Annotated in this window: 13 protein-coding genes; 5 read left to right on the top strand and 8 right to left on the bottom strand. The window is 36.3% G+C overall.

The annotated features are described in order from the left end of the window. Nucleotides 1–21: 21 nt before the first annotated feature. Nucleotides 22–1,119 (bottom strand): inorganic phosphate transporter, encoded by a 1,098-nt coding sequence (locus ACMHJ2_RS11165; RefSeq protein WP_413512938.1) that lies wholly within the window; start codon nt 1,117–1,119, stop codon nt 22–24. A gap of 17 nt (nt 1,120–1,136) precedes the next feature. Then, a complete protein-coding gene (locus ACMHJ2_RS11160) occupies nt 1,137–1,781 on the bottom strand; it encodes a DUF47 domain-containing protein (protein ID WP_413512937.1) in 645 nt (214 codons plus the stop codon). A gap of 604 nt (nt 1,782–2,385) precedes the next feature. Here ACMHJ2_RS11160 and ACMHJ2_RS11155 point away from each other — a divergent pair. After that, nucleotides 2,386–4,014: an acyl-CoA carboxylase subunit beta gene (locus tag ACMHJ2_RS11155; protein ID WP_413512936.1), complete on the top strand. Its 1,629-nt coding sequence runs from the start codon at nt 2,386–2,388 to the stop codon at nt 4,012–4,014. Between the two features lie 290 nt (nt 4,015–4,304). Here ACMHJ2_RS11155 and ACMHJ2_RS11150 read toward each other — a convergent pair whose 3' ends face one another. Further along, a complete protein-coding gene (locus tag ACMHJ2_RS11150; protein ID WP_413512935.1) occupies nt 4,305–5,246 on the bottom strand; it encodes a YeiH family protein in 942 nt (313 codons plus the stop codon). Between the two features lie 72 nt (nt 5,247–5,318). Further along, a complete protein-coding gene (locus ACMHJ2_RS11145; protein WP_413512934.1) occupies nt 5,319–6,215 on the bottom strand; it encodes a LysR substrate-binding domain-containing protein in 897 nt (298 codons plus the stop codon). Nucleotides 6,216–6,482: 267 nt separating this feature from the next. Here ACMHJ2_RS11145 and ACMHJ2_RS11140 point away from each other — a divergent pair, with 267 nt between their 5' ends. Beyond that, on the top strand, nt 6,483–6,812 hold the full coding sequence (locus tag ACMHJ2_RS11140; RefSeq protein ID WP_413512933.1) for a winged helix-turn-helix transcriptional regulator: 330 nt from the start codon (nt 6,483–6,485) through the stop codon (nt 6,810–6,812). Here ACMHJ2_RS11140 and ACMHJ2_RS11135 read toward each other — a convergent pair. The 3 genes from ACMHJ2_RS11135 to ACMHJ2_RS11125 all read right to left on the bottom strand — a co-directional run bounded on the left by ACMHJ2_RS11135 (nt 6,809) and on the right by ACMHJ2_RS11125 (nt 9,181). After that, nucleotides 6,809–7,267 (bottom strand): VOC family protein, encoded by a 459-nt coding sequence (locus tag ACMHJ2_RS11135; protein ID WP_413512932.1) that lies wholly within the window; start codon nt 7,265–7,267, stop codon nt 6,809–6,811. The two genes, ACMHJ2_RS11140 and ACMHJ2_RS11135, sit on opposite strands and share 4 nt — an antisense overlap. Before the next feature lie 137 nt (nt 7,268–7,404). Further along, nucleotides 7,405–8,031, bottom strand: a complete 627-nt coding sequence (locus ACMHJ2_RS11130; protein ID WP_413512931.1) for a 2OG-Fe(II) oxygenase — start codon at nt 8,029–8,031, stop codon at nt 7,405–7,407. A 223-nt stretch (nt 8,032–8,254) separates the two neighbouring features. Beyond that, nucleotides 8,255–9,181, bottom strand: coding sequence for a bestrophin family protein (locus tag ACMHJ2_RS11125; RefSeq protein WP_413512930.1), 927 nt, complete (start codon nt 9,179–9,181; stop codon nt 8,255–8,257). 503 nt (nt 9,182–9,684) lie between these two features. Between ACMHJ2_RS11125 and nhaC the strand changes: the two genes are divergently transcribed. After that, a complete protein-coding gene (gene nhaC / locus ACMHJ2_RS11120; RefSeq protein ID WP_413512929.1) occupies nt 9,685–11,127 on the top strand; it encodes a Na+/H+ antiporter NhaC in 1,443 nt (480 codons plus the stop codon). 76 nt (nt 11,128–11,203) lie between these two features. Here the strand turns inward: nhaC and ACMHJ2_RS11115 are convergent, their stop codons facing one another. After that, nucleotides 11,204–12,106, bottom strand: a complete 903-nt coding sequence (locus ACMHJ2_RS11115) for a helix-turn-helix domain-containing protein (protein WP_413512928.1) — start codon at nt 12,104–12,106, stop codon at nt 11,204–11,206. 144 nt (nt 12,107–12,250) lie between these two features. Here ACMHJ2_RS11115 and ACMHJ2_RS11110 point away from each other — a divergent pair, with 144 nt between their 5' ends. Both ACMHJ2_RS11110 and ureC read left to right on the top strand, forming a co-directional pair. Next, entirely contained in the window at nt 12,251–12,874 is a 624-nt protein-coding gene (locus tag ACMHJ2_RS11110) for an urease subunit beta (RefSeq protein ID WP_413512927.1), read from the top strand. A gap of 21 nt (nt 12,875–12,895) precedes the next feature. Further along, entirely contained in the window at nt 12,896–14,602 is a 1,707-nt protein-coding gene (gene ureC, locus ACMHJ2_RS11105; protein WP_413512926.1) for an urease subunit alpha, read from the top strand. Nucleotides 14,603–14,800 lie beyond the last annotated feature (198 nt).

The raw sequence follows: 14,800 nt of genomic DNA, 5'->3' as shown, positions 1-14,800 counted from the left end.
AAATAAAAATTTAAATTCTAATTACATAACTACCGATACAATATAGTATACAAGCATTGCTATAATAGCGGATACAGGGATAGTTAAAATCCAAGCCCACAATAAATTGATGGTTACGCCCCAGCGAACCGCAGAGACACGTTTTGTAACACCAACTCCAATAATTGAACCTGCAATAGTATGTGTTGTAGATACAGGAATACCTAAGTGTTCTGTAACATACAAAGCAAATGCACCTGCTGTTTCAGCCGCTACACCTTCTAATGGGGTTACTTTTGTAATTTTACTTCCCATCGTTTTAACAATCTTCCATCCACCTGATAAAGTTCCTAAACCGATGAACAAGAAAGAAGCAATAGGCACCCACCACCAATGTTCTACGAAAACTTTAAAGGTATCTACCCCTTCTACTAAATAGTCAGGATCCATATCTACGTTTACGTGATAAAAGATTACAGCAGCACCGATAATACCCATTACTTTTTGCGCATCATTTCCTCCGTGTCCTAAAGAGAATAAAGCAGAAGAAACTAATTGCAAACGCTTAAACCATTTCTCACATTTATAGTGGTTTTGATTTCTACAAATCCACATAATAGCGACGGTTATAAAGTAAGCGAGGACTAAACCTAGCAAGGGTGCTCCAAATATAAATAAGAAAATAGGAATTACTTTTGAATATACAACTACATCTGCGCCATCTACGGATAACCCACCTGCGTGTGCAACTGCTGCTCCAATAAACCCGCCAATTAAAGTATGAGAAGACGAAGATGGAATTCCTAGCTTCCAGGTTAATAAGTTCCAAATAATCGCAGCAATCAAACCAGCAAAAATAACTTCTAAACTAATAAAGTTTTCGTTAACCGATTTGGCTATTGTATTACCAATTTTAAATTCACCAATAATGTATAGGGAGATAAAATAGGCTGCAAAGTTAAAAGCCGCCGCCCAAAGCACTGCTTGGAAAGGTGTCAAAACTCGGGTTGTTACGATTGTAGCAATTGAGTTTGCGGCATCGTGAAAACCATTGATATAATCAAATCCTAGGGCTAATACGATAATGACAATTAGCATTATCCCACTTTGATTACTCACTATTTCTGTAAAAAATTCCATATACTTGAGCTAGATCATTAAGAGTATTTAACGATAACGGTTTCTAAAACATTAGCAACGTCTCTACAACTATCTGTAGCCGTTTCTAATGCCACCATTACTTCTTTGTATTTTATAATTTCGATCGCGTTATTTTCATTTTCAAAAATATCTGCAACGGCCTTATCAAAAACTTTATCTGCTTTTCTTTCTAAGCGAGAAATGTTTTTACATACAGTAGCTAACTCATCTAGCTTTTTTAAATCTTTCAAGTGCAATAATCCTTTGTAAACTTCACTACAAGCTTCAAGATTTGCTTCAGTCAATTTGCGCAAGGGTTTTGTAATTTTATCTATTTGATATAATCTCATACGAGAAGCTGCATCAGATAAATGATCAGCAACATCCTCAACCGCTGTAATTAAATTATGAATATCTTCTCTATCGAACGGAGTAATGAAGTTTTTTCCTAATTCAATTCTCGTTTTTTGTGCAATCGCTTCGATTTCGAGTTTTATTACTTCAACATCTTTAAGTAATTTCTCTCTTTCTTTAGCTGGTGTATGCACCGCTTCATTTAGAGTTTCCGATAATTTTTTAAGCTTTACAGCTGCTTGTTCAAATAAAGGATAAAATGTTTTGTCCTTTGGAACTAAAAATTGAAAAATGTTATTCAATGACATTATATACTAATATATGTTATAAACAGAAGCAAAATTACGCAATAAAATAAACCGAATGTTTCCTTAACGTTAATTTTTACATCAAAACCTAGGCAACACTGGATTTACGCACAAAACCTTAGCTTAATTACTATAAATCAAACAATTAACAAGTAAACATCCCTCCATTTTTTTTATATTCACTTAACACTGAGGTAACATTAAACTTTTTCTTGCTTGTATTTCAATCTTGTTAAATATACAATAAAGTACTGTATTTCAAAAACATAAAACTAAAATTCCATCATCTTTTAGTTCTTGAGCAACGAAGTGCGAATCAAGCTGACCTTGTTCGAAATTTTTATACTGACAAACTAAATTCAAAAAAAAGAGGAAACTGTATAGAAAGGCTATTCACGCAGTAACACATGAAATTTAACAGTACAAATAAATCAATTGGAATTCCTTTATTTTCTTTTATTCCAGTTTTTTACGTTTATTTTATTTTTGTGGATTCTAGTTTAAAGGGAAGCATTTTGTGAATATTACACATAGTATGGGGCTATATATTTTTATTTTGTACTTTAGCGACAACTAATAATATTATACAACAACCTAGATAACTATGGATATTAACTTCAATAAAAACGAAGATCACAACAAGTTATTGCTTTCAGATTTAAAACGAAAACTAGCAAAAGTTAAACTTGGTGGCGGTGAAAAAAGAATTGAAAAATTACACCAACAAGGAAAAATGACAGCCAGAGAACGCATCGATTACCTCTTAGATGACAAGGCTAATAGTATTGAAATTGGGGCCTTTGCAGGAGAAGAAATGTATGCAGAACACGGAGGATGTCCGTCTGGTGGTGTTGTAGTCAAATTAGGTTATATCAAAGGCAAGCAGTGTATTGTAGTTGCCAATGATGCTACAGTAAAAGCGGGTGCTTGGTTTCCTATTACTGGAAAAAAGAATTTACGCGCACAAGAAATTGCAATAGAAAATAAACTGCCTATTATTTATTTAGTAGATAGTGCGGGGGTATATTTACCACTACAAGACGAAATTTTCCCAGACAAAGAACACTTTGGTCGTATTTTCAGAAATAATGCCATTATGAGTAGTAGGGGTATCACGCAAATTGCCGCTGTAATGGGTAGCTGTGTTGCAGGAGGTGCCTACTTACCTATTATGAGTGATGAAGCTTTAATCGTTGACAAAACAGGTAGTATTTTCTTAGCAGGAAGCTATTTAGTAAAAGCAGCTATTGGCGAAAGTATTGACAATGAAACTTTGGGTGGAGCAACTACTCATTGTGAGATTTCGGGTGTTACAGATTACAAGGCAAAAGACGATAAAGACGCTTTAGACAAGATTAAAAATATCGTGGATAAAATTGGCGATTTTGACAAAGCAGGTTACAACCGAATTGCGGCTAAAAAACCAGCTTCTGATCCCAATGATATATACGGTATTTTACCAAAATCTCGTGCAGAGCAATACGATATGATGGAAATTATCAAGCGTTTGGTTGATAATTCAGAATTTGAAGAATACAAAGCAGGTTATGGCCAATCTTTAATTACGGGATATGCTCGTATGGATGGTTGGGCTGTTGGTATTGTTGCCAACCAACGCAAAGTAGTTAAAACTAAAAAAGGAGAAATGCAATTTGGCGGTGTAATCTATTCAGATTCCGCAGACAAAGCCACTCGATTTATTGCGAATTGCAACCAAAAGAAAATACCTTTGGTCTTCTTACAAGATGTAACTGGATTTATGGTAGGCTCAAAATCAGAGCATGGCGGTATCATTAAAGATGGTGCAAAAATGGTTAATGCAGTTTCTAATTCTGTTGTACCTAAGTTTACTGTAATTATTGGGAATTCATATGGAGCAGGTAACTACGCCATGTGTGGAAAAGCCTATGATCCGCGTTTAATATTTGCCTGGCCAAGTGCAGAACTTGCTGTGATGGGTGGAGCTCAAGCCGCTAAAGTATTAATGCAAATTGAAGCGTCTTCTTTAAAAGCAAAAGGGGAAGAGATATCAGCGGAAGAAGAACAAAAACTATACGACCAAATAAAAGCCAAATACGACAAACAAATCTCTCCGTATTATGCAGCAGCTCGCATCTGGACCGATGGTATCATTGATCCGTTAGATACGAGAAAATGGATTTCTATGGGAATTGAAGCAGCGAATCATGCGCCTATCGAAAAACCTTTTAATCTGGGTGTAATTCAAGTTTGATACAACGATACAAACCAATAAAAAAACGGATATTTCAACTAAGAAATATCCGTTTTTTTTATAAAGTAGTGGATAATAGAGGAAATATAATAGTGCTTATCTTTACTCCAACCCTATGTTGAAAATAGGGCTTCCATTTTGGTAATTTTTAGTTGCTAGCCTTCATCTGAAAGTTGATAGGTTTGAGAGGGTAAATTATTTTCTTCTTCCTTACTACAGCTTGTCATAGGTACTACAGGTACTACACCGTTGTTTGTGATTTGATATTTCCCTTCTACCTATCACAAACCTCACACATACAAAATATAAGCCAAAGAACTAATCGAAATAAAAACCCACAACAATACCCCTTCAATAAAAGGTTTAGCGCCTACGTTTTTCACTGTTCGATAGGAGAGCGATGTACCAATAAAAAACAACGTTAGCGTTAGGGCTGCTTTGGACATTTGAACGATATAAGGACTTAAAGGTTGAATAAAAGGAAGATAAGAATTCGCCAACATCGCTAAAATAAACAAACCTATAAAATAGGGGATTTTTACTTTGGATCCTTTATTTTGAAATAATAGGGTAGATAAAAAAGCAACGGGAATTACCCATAAAGCGCGGGCTAATTTTACGGTAGTTGCGACGGCTAAAGCTTCATCTCCGTATTTAGCTGCTGCGCCAACTACCGAACTTGTATCGTGAATGGCTATGGCCGACCACAAACCAAAATCAACTTGACTCAACCCCAAAGCATGCCCTATAGGAGGAAAAATAATCAGCGCCACAGAGTTTAAGATAAAGACAATGCCCAAGGCTACGGATATTTGTTTTTCATCAGCCTGAATTACTGGAGATACTGCAGCAATTGCACTTCCGCCACAAATGGCAGTACCCGATGAAATCAAATAGGATATTTTCTTGTCAATTTTAAATAACTTGCCAATTCCAAAACCCAAAACTAAGGTGACGAAAATGGAGAAAATGGTCAGTACAAACCCTTCTTTTCCCGCGGCTATTGCACTGTGTACATTCATGCCAAACCCCAACCCTACTACAGCCACTTTCAATAGCAAACCTGTCGCTTTTTTTGTTTGTTTACTATAAGGATTTTCGAATATTTGCGCATAAATGATTCCTAAAACTAAAGCAGTTGCTGAAGAAATAAAAGGAAATAAACTTAAAACAGCTAAACCAATCCCTATAATTTTACTACTTAATTCGGTATTCTTATTTGATAGCGTCATAATTTGTATGTTTTTCAACTCTACAAAGGTCAAACATCCTTAGAAGCGAAAAAAATACATAATAGTTATGAGCTATAACTTGAAGTTATAGGATTTAATGAAGCGGATAAACAATTCAACCAAGGCACTTTCTTGCCCTTGGCGTTGAACAATACTAAATTTTCGGCGAATATCTAACCCATGGATATCAACGACAATCAATTCGTTGTATTTTAATTCTTTGAGAATGGCATGAATCGACACAAAGGCAAAGCTATCCGAATGTTTCAAATACATTTTGATACTTTCGGTACTTGAAAAATTCATTTCATTGCGCAATTGATTGATTGAAATTCCCACCTGATTTAGGTTTCGCTCAATGACATCTAACGTACCAGATCCCGTTTCTCTCAGTAAAAAGGAATACCCTTTGAGCTCTTCGGGTTCAATTATACCGGTTTTAAATTTGGGGTTATCCGCGCGACAAACTAGGACAATTTCATCATCAATAAAGTCAATATATTTGATTTGTGGATTTTTTGAACATCCTTCCACTACCCCCACATCGATATTTTTACTCAATAACAATTGTTCAATCACCGCCGAATTCTCAGAAAGTATATCCAGATGGATATCGTGTACTTTGGCTCTAAATTCCGCTAAAAGTGGTGGTAAAACATATTGGGAAACGGTTGTACTTGCTCCGATGCGCAAATTTCCATCCATTTTTGAATTGAGCGCGTGCATATCAAATTCTAAATTGCGATAGATCGAGAAAATCTCTTCTGCATAGGTGTACAGCAATTGACCTGATTCGGTCAATCGAATCGCAATTCCATCCCGAACGAATAGTTTGGTTTGGTAATGCCCTTCAATTTCTCGAATGTGTTTAGAAACGGCGGGTTGAGAAATCAGGAGTTCTTTGGCTGCCTTGGTAAAGCTTTCCCTCTTCGCAACTGTATAAAAAACCTTCAACCGAAAATCAAACATAGTTTTCAAAATTAAGCCGTGTACCCTTGTATGGAGATACTTTTGCTATAGTAAACAAAAATACAGAAATTAACGAGAGAAGCTGGATTTTATTCTGTATCTAGTAGAAATAAGCTAGGATTCCGTGTAAGCAATAGCCTCCAACTTCATCTTTACTCCCAAATTGACGCTAAATAGCGATGAATCTCTATTTTTAGTTATACGGTCTATTGTTGCAAACTAATTTAGCGTATCCTACATTTGCATATAACGAGTTAAATTTGAAATATGCGCAAAGAAAATTCAACCAACGCAAGCAATGAAAAAGCACTGCAACAATTCTGCAAGGCTTCTAAGACTTTGGCTTTATTTAGTGGTCGATGGAAATTCTCTCTTTTATTCCAGCTCCTTCAAGCAACAACGAGTTATTCTCAATTCAAAGTACTGCTACCTGAAATCAGTGACCGAACGCTTTCGAGGCAATTGAATGAATTGATAGCCGATGGCTTGGTTTTCAAAGACAAGAGTAAAACCTCATCTATCTATTCCCTCACGCAAAAAGGCCATCAACTAGCGCCTATTTTACAGGTACTAGCTGATTTTTCAGCGGATGATTAAGCAAAGTTTGCGCGTTCCAGAAATTCGATTACTTCTCCATTGGGACTATAAACGAGGCTGTTTCGCACATGGATGGTTTTGATGTCACTTTTCAATTCTACCTCATCCACTCCTAGGCTTAAATCGATTGCTCCATATTGCAAGGCTTGTTGTCGTGCAAGATTGGCATCTTTCACCTCAAAACAGATATGGAGTAACGCATTTTCAATATAGTCATCCTCAGCTTCTCGCTTTCTTCCTTGGGTAGGCATAGCGGCATTTTTATCGCAGATTTCCAAGTAAAAGTTAATTGCCTTGTGGTAAAGCATGGTACATTTTTCCATGTTAATCTCTGGCAATGACCAACTGTGAACGGGTTCAAATCCTAAATTTTTATAAAATTCAATCGTAGACTCGAACTGTTCTGCTTTGATAGATACGTGATGGAATCCGATAATATTCTGAGCTAAATTCATGTTTTTCAAATTTGTGATCTCAAAATTAGCTCACGTTAGGTGAATAAGAAAGAACTTACAAAATTGTTAGTAGATGAAAAAGGACTTCGATAAGGCATTTAAAAACAAAAAGAGCACCCTATTAGGTACCCTCCAATTTATCTTGTTTTCAACCATCCCGTAATACTATAGCGAGGCTTGTGAACCATTCGAACTTCGTGTTCAATTGTTTTACTGTCAAAAATCACCAGTCGACCAGGTAGGGTATAGACAATTTCCTCTCTTTCGTTCCCCTTTTCATCGGGTACGAACAAAACCAATTCACCCCCATTAGCTGGGGTCCAATCTTTGTCATTCAAATACAAAACAACAGATAGAGTACGACGTGTATCTTTGTGAAAAACATCTAAGTGACGCTGGTATCTAGTCCCTACAGGATAATTTGCATAGTGAAACTCCCCTTCTTTGATTCCCAAAAAGCAAGTGCGATTCACATAGACAATAAATTCATTCATCCTTTGGAAATACATTTTCTCCACCTCATCAAGCGCATGTTCATCCATCCACAGAATAAAATCACCGCGTACCTCTTCAATTATTTGTTCACTACTTGCTTGTCCAATCGCTGCTTTTTTAAAAGTTTGCAGTTCTTGTTTCACAAACAAATTCGCTCGCAACAGGTCGATTTCTTCTTCGGTAAAAAAACAATCCACAGTGGCGTACCCCTGATTCACTAAATCGTGTATTATTAACTCATAAAATGAATTTACTTCAAAATCGCCCATATATCATTAGATAAAAACTAAGCAAAAGTAATTTACAATACAAAAAAAATAATGCAGTAAAGGCCTTTTTTTTTACTTCTCCTTGTGTTAATTTTTTCTTAAGAATAAAAAACAGCTGTTTTCCCTAGCCTACTGGGCATCCATAAACGCATTTCAAAGGTATGCATAAAAAAAAGCATGCTTCAACAGCATGCTTTTTTTGATATCAAATCGTATTTACGCTTTATTTTACAATGTAATTTTTATCAGGAAGCACTAAAGCAGGTAATTCCAATCCTGAAATTTCAGCTAAGGAATAGGCAATATTGCTACACATTTGATCCAGTGCTAAATCGTTTTCTTCCTCGCCAAAAGGTTCTGCTATTTCTGCAACCACAGCATCAAGAGCAATAAAGGTATAAGCGACAAAAGTAACAAAGAAAGGCATGGTCCAGACAATCAAATCAATCAACCCAAAAGGCAAAAGAAAACTATAGATATAGACAGTTCGATGCAGAATAATAAAATATACAAAGGGAATCTTGGTATGTACAATACGTTCACAAGCCGCTAAAACGATGGATAGTTGTTCTATATTTTGATCGATTCTCGCTTGCGTAATAGAGTCTATTCTTCCTGCTTTATATTGTTCGTTAATCCATTTGGTTAATTCACTTAACAAAAAAGCGGGTTTAAAGCGCTTGGTCAACATTTCCTGATACATTTCTTCCGTCAAATAGGAGCGCACAATATCTAAATCCGTCTTATTTCTCAATTGTTTATTCAGTGCATAACAAAAAGCAATTATCAAGCGAATCCCCTTTTGCTTCTCTTTGAGGGTAAAGGAATCATCTTCTGGAATAAAATGCAAAATTTGAAAAGCCAACGATCGGGTGTAAATCACTAAACTCCCCCATTGTTTTCGTCCTTCCCAATACCTATCATAGGCTGCATTATTGCAAAAGGCCAAGAAAATAGCTAGAGAAATCCCCACTAAAGTAAATGCGCCAACATTCAGAGGTATGATGATCTCTGGAAAAAAATAATGACTCCAATATACCAACCAAGAAAAGAGAAATATGGCTAATAAAGTAGGGGCTATTTTTTTGAGCACAGACCCCTTCCAAATAAAAAGCATTTGCACAATATGCTTTTTGTCTCTAACTATCATATGCTATCGATTTTATTCCTTACAAAATTAAGAGATATCAAGAGATAAATAGTCCTTTTAGTCCGTAAATTCTAACTCATTTAGGTTTATATTGCAGCTTGAACACTTCGAATTCTTTATCCTATATACCTAAGTTGATTTTTAGAAAATCTTATAAACTATTGAATTTCTATTATTTAAATCCTTTTCTAAGCTAGGTCGTGCTTCCGTTTTTACCCCACCTTATTCGGGCTTTCTTCGAGACTCCTTCGAGACTCCTTCGGAAACGCTTCGGAAAAAGAGAACTTTTTCCGAACAAGTCTCAAACAAAATCCGAATAAGACCAAAATAAATTGCCTACGAGGTCCTGTACAAAAAAGCGAAAGTCTATCATTGCTGTATTCCAATATAAGCTTAGGAATGATACTTTTTTACCTTTTTGGTATAGTTTATGTTGCTGTTTTTAGGTTGTATCCCACAAAATTAATTACTTTTACTTTTATTCATTCCTTAAAAAACTCGAAATGCAAGAAAAACAAACAAAACCTATTACTTTATTTCAATCTCTAATTCCAGTTTTGTTATTAGTTTTCTTATTGGCTATCAATGTTTTTATATTTAAGGATGATGCTTTATCAGGAACAAATCAGTTTATTTTACTTCTTGGAGGAGCCATTGCCATGCTTGTAGGGCTGTACAATCGCGTCTCCTATGATACCATACTCACTCAAATTATCAATAACGTTCGCGATACATCCAATGCCATCTTCATCCTCTTATTGGTAGGAGCTTTATCGGGTACTTGGCTGTTAAGTGGGATCATTCCAACTATGATTTACTATGGTTTGGAAATTCTACATCCCTCTATCTATTTACCTGCTTGTTTGCTTATTACCTCTATTATTTCCATTGCGACAGGTAGCTCTTGGACTACCTCTGCAACGGTTGGTATAGCTCTAGTAGGGATTGGAAATGCCTTGGGAATGCCTTTAGGGGTTATCGGAGGAGCCGTAATTTCTGGTGCGTATTTTGGGGATAAATTATCTCCTTTATCGGATACCACGAATTTAGCTCCTGTCATGGCAGGTACCGATTTATTTACACATATTCGCTACATGCTCTATACCACTGTTCCTACTTATATCGTAACGCTAATTTTGTTTATTATTCTCGGTTTTATCTACACCGCGGATGGACAAGTAAATACTACCGAAACTTTAGAGGCTATTAGCGCTACTTTTACCATTACTCCATTCTTATTTATTGTACCTGTTGTAGTGATTGTACTGATTGTTAAAAAAGTACAACCCATTGCCGCTTTGTTAATTGGCACTTTATTAGGTGCAATTTTCGCTCTTATTTTTCAACCCAATATTGTAACAAGTGTAGCAGGTGGAACAACGTTTGATTTTTATCACGCTTACAAAGGAGTGATGCTTGCGCTAACAACTGATATCCGCATCTTATCGCCTTTAGAAAGTTTAAATGGTCTATTTGAAGCGGGAGGAATGGCTAGTATGCTTAATACAGTTTGGTTAATTCTTTGTGCTATGTTTTTTGGAGGAGCCATGGAAGCTATTGGCGCTTTACAAAAAATATCAGGAGCTCTTTTATCCATTGGCAATAGCCTATTTGGTTTATTTGCCAGTACGGTTGCAAGTTGTTTAGCCGTTAATATCACCACATCTGACCAATACTTATCGATTGTTGTACCTGGAAAAATGTTTGCGGAAGCCTATAAGCAAAAAGGCTTAGCACCCGAAAACTTAAGTAGAACCTTAGAAGATTCAGGAACTGTTACTTCTGTTCTAATTCCGTGGAATACGTGTGGCGCTTATCACGCAGGCGTTTTAGGCATTCCTACATTAACCTATTTACCGTATGCTTTTTTCAATTATCTAAGTCCATTTGTAACGTTACTCTATGCTGCTTTTGATATTAAAATTAGGCGTATTCTCAAGAAATAGTTTTTTGTGGATTGTTCTTTGGTAAGAAAGAAGCCCCCCTACTAGCTACTTACAAAACAACAAACCTCCACCTCACTCATCGATTGAGAACCTCCTCCATATAAAGTCTTTCTTTTATTCTAAACTCATGCGGAGACATTCCCATCTCTTTCCTAAAAAACTTGGAGAAATAACTCGGTGATGGAAAATGCAATTCATGGGCTATCTCAGCAATATCTCGTGTAGAATTTAGCAAGAGTAACTTAGCGTATTCTAGGATCACTTCATTGATAAATTGTTTGGCTGAACGGCCAATAATTTTTTTGATGCAGCGGTTTAAATAATTCTCGGACAAACATAATTGATTGGCATAATAGCTCACCGATTTTTCGCGAATATGGGATTCTATAACGAGCTCTTTAAATTTAAAGGCAATTTCTAAATCCCTCGAAGTAAAGGTATAATTATCGGTATAATAATTTAATCGCGACAAAATAGAGTAAAAAATGGGTACATAAATACTAGGCCGATTTTCTGGCTGTCCTAACTCACCGTATAGCAAAAGCATACTAGCTGTTAATGCCTGAACATCGTAATAGTTTAATTTGTAATACGGCATATACCTCACCTCTTCCTTTTTGTTGTGCATCAACAAATATTGGGTAAAAATATCCGATTCATAAAAAACAATAAATCCTTTAATATCTTCTGATAAATAGTGTGTGGCTGTCCATACGCCTTGCTTGACATGCAGACACTCCCCTGCTGAAATGCGATAATTCTGAAAGTTAATCAATTGTTCAAATTCGCCCTGAACAATGAAAATAACAAAACTAAAAGCCGTTCTATAGGGGCTAACTGGTTTTATGATACCTGTTAGATATTCCTCTACTTTATAAACCTGTAGTGAATTTGTATTGCTTAATATCGTAAAATCGAGATAGGGTAAGTATCTTTTTTTATAATCGTAACTAGATAAAATCATAGAAACTTCTTTCATATAAAGTACAGTAAAAAATACGCCTAAAGTTAACTAAAAAAAGAAGCAAAATTAGGCATGGCACGAAAAAGGAAAGTATTCGCATGGTATGGCTATTTGCTCCTACTTCTAGGGGGTCTACTTTTGCACAAAACTTTATCAACTATGTATTTAACGCATCAAGAAAAAGAAAAAATGCTTCTTTTATTTGCCGCTATTATAGCAAAGAGCCGAAAAGACAAAGGCTTAAAACTCAGTTATCCAGAAGCAATTGCTTATCTATCAGGTCATATTATTGAGGGAGCAAGGGAAGGTAAAACCGTGCAGAAATTGATTGAAGAATGTAATCAGTTACTTACAGCAGAAGAGGTTATGCCAGGTGTTCCAGAATTATTAGAACAAGTACAAGTGGAGGCTATGTTTGTAGATGGAACCAAACTTGTTTCACTAAATAACCCTATTCCACATGCAGCATCTGCTACACTTATACCGGGTGAATACGCTTATGCAGAAGAAGATATCACCTTATCTGAAAATAGAAAACGCATTCAGGTACAGGTAATCAATACGGCTGATCGACCGGTACAGGTAGGCTCTCATTTTCACTTTTATGAAGTCAACCCCGCTTTATCGTTTGACAGAGAACAAACTAAAGGGTATCATTTGGATATTGCCTCCGGTTTATCTGTTCGTTTTATGCCAGGGGTGGAAGAAACGATTGGTCTTGTAGAATATGGCGGAGATAAAATCATCCATGGTTTTACAGGAAAAATAAATGGTTCCCTTTAATTTATACTATTGACAAGCAAAATGAAAAAAATATCACGTAAAGAATATGCTAGCTACTTTGGTCCAACAACAGGAGATAAAATACGCTTAGCAGATACAGACCTGTGGATTCAGGTTGAAAAAGATTATACTACCTATGGGGATGAATTACTATTTGGTGGTGGAAAAGTAGTGCGAGATGGTATGGGTCAACATCCTTTAGCAACGAAAGACCAAGTACTAGATACCGTTATTTCTAATGCTATTATTCTAGACCATTGGGGTATTGTAAAAGCAGATATAGGAATTAAAAACGGGATAATTGTTGGCATTGGAAAAGCGGGAAACCCTTTGACCATGGATGGCGTATCCCCTGATATGATTGTAGGTGTTGGTACAGAATACATTGCAGGTGAAAACCTAATTGTCACAGCTGGAACAATCGATACGCATGTTCATTATATCTGTCCCCAACAGTTTGATGTAGCTTTACAAGCTGGAACAACTACTGTTGTAGGTGGTGGTACAGGACCTGCTGCTGGTACACTAGCAACCAATTGTACTTCTGGCGCATGGCATTTACAACGCATGGCGCTAGCTACTGATAAAATTCCAGTTAATTTTATCTTTTTAGCCAAAGGAAACAGCTCAAGTGCTGAAGCATTACATGAAATAGTAACTGCGGGTGCGGGTGGAATGAAAATTCACGAAGATTGGGGAAGTACACCTTATGTTCTAAATAAATGTTTAGAAGTGGCAGACGAAGCTGATATTCAGGTTTGTATTCACACGGATACTTTAAACGAGGCTGGATTTGTTGAGGATTCTTTAGCTTCTTTTAATGGTAGATCTATCCATACCTACCATACCGAAGGTGCAGGAGGAGGACATGCTCCGGATTTATTAAAGGTCGTGGAATATGACAACATTTTGCCTTCTTCTACTACGCCAACGAATCCTTTCACCATCAATACGATTGACGAGCATTTAGATATGATGATGATTTGTCATCACTTAGATAAAAATATTCCTGAGGATATCGCTTTTGCAAAATCGCGAATCAGAGAACAAACAATCGCTGCGGAAGGTATCTTACAGGATATGGGAGCTATATCGATGATGAGTTCAGATTCACAAGCGATGGGACGTATCGGAGAAGTTGTAACGCGTACTTGGCAGATTGCGGATAAAATGAAAAAAGATTTTGGTGCATTGCATCCTGATACAGTTAATGACAACTTCAGAGCCAAACGCTACGTAGCAAAATACACGATAAACCCCGCTATTACACACGGTATTTCTGAATATGTAGGTTCAGTAGAAATTGGCAAAATGGCTGATTTAGTTTTTTATAGACCTTGCGCTTTTGGTATTAAACCAGAAATGGTTCTAAAAGGAGGTATAATTGTATACGCAGGAATGGGTGACCCTAATGCTTCAATATCAACTCCTCAGCCTTATATGTATCGCCCAATGTGGGGAACATTCGGAAAAGTAGTGGGTGAGATTTCAGCCTTATTCGTTGCTCAACAAGCGATTGATTTTGGAGGATTGAAAGAATTAGGTGTAGAAAAAAATCTGCTACCTGTAAAAAATACACGCCAGGTAAAAAAATCAGATTTAATACACAATGCAGCTAGACCGCATATCGAAATGGATCATCAAACCTATGAGATTCACATTGATCAGCGTCCTGTTTCTATTCAACCTTCTCAGACTTTGCCTTTAAGTCAACTTTATTATATATAACTTACTTTCCTAAACTGACTGTTCTAGCAAACAGTCAGTTTTTTTTTAGTATATACACCCGGAAAGTGTCTTTTCTATTGCTTATACTTCAGAATAAGCGTCTCCTATTTTAAAGATTTATAACAATTTCTTAGCATACAAACTCGTTTTTTATCCCTATATTTAGACTCGTCGAAATAAGTTTTATCATCGACCTCA

This window comes from Myroides odoratus, assembly GCF_965118575.1.
Taxonomy (GTDB): Bacteria; Bacteroidota; Bacteroidia; order Flavobacteriales; family Flavobacteriaceae; genus Flavobacterium; species Flavobacterium odoratum_B.
The sequence above is the reverse complement of the archived record's forward strand: the minus strand, read 5'-3'. Positions and strand labels throughout refer to the sequence as shown.

Coding starts and splice junctions, on each gene's coding strand:
- ureC (WP_413512926.1), top strand. CDS start 12,896: ATGAAAAAAATATCACGTAAAGAATATGCTAGCTACTTTGGTCCAACA.
- ACMHJ2_RS11135 (WP_413512932.1), bottom strand. CDS start 7,267: ATGAATTTAGCTCAGAATATTATCGGATTCCATCACGTATCTATCAAA.
- ACMHJ2_RS11160 (WP_413512937.1), bottom strand. CDS start 1,781: ATGTCATTGAATAACATTTTTCAATTTTTAGTTCCAAAGGACAAAACA.
- ACMHJ2_RS11115 (WP_413512928.1), bottom strand. CDS start 12,106: ATGAAAGAAGTTTCTATGATTTTATCTAGTTACGATTATAAAAAAAGA.
- ACMHJ2_RS11140 (WP_413512933.1), top strand. CDS start 6,483: ATGCGCAAAGAAAATTCAACCAACGCAAGCAATGAAAAAGCACTGCAA.
- ACMHJ2_RS11150 (WP_413512935.1), bottom strand. CDS start 5,246: ATGACGCTATCAAATAAGAATACCGAATTAAGTAGTAAAATTATAGGG.
- ACMHJ2_RS11155 (WP_413512936.1), top strand. CDS start 2,386: ATGGATATTAACTTCAATAAAAACGAAGATCACAACAAGTTATTGCTT.
- ACMHJ2_RS11125 (WP_413512930.1), bottom strand. CDS start 9,181: ATGATAGTTAGAGACAAAAAGCATATTGTGCAAATGCTTTTTATTTGG.
- ACMHJ2_RS11145 (WP_413512934.1), bottom strand. CDS start 6,215: ATGTTTGATTTTCGGTTGAAGGTTTTTTATACAGTTGCGAAGAGGGAA.
- ACMHJ2_RS11130 (WP_413512931.1), bottom strand. CDS start 8,031: ATGGGCGATTTTGAAGTAAATTCATTTTATGAGTTAATAATACACGAT.
- ACMHJ2_RS11110 (WP_413512927.1), top strand. CDS start 12,251: ATGTATTTAACGCATCAAGAAAAAGAAAAAATGCTTCTTTTATTTGCC.
- nhaC (WP_413512929.1), top strand. CDS start 9,685: ATGCAAGAAAAACAAACAAAACCTATTACTTTATTTCAATCTCTAATT.
- ACMHJ2_RS11165 (WP_413512938.1), bottom strand. CDS start 1,119: ATGGAATTTTTTACAGAAATAGTGAGTAATCAAAGTGGGATAATGCTA.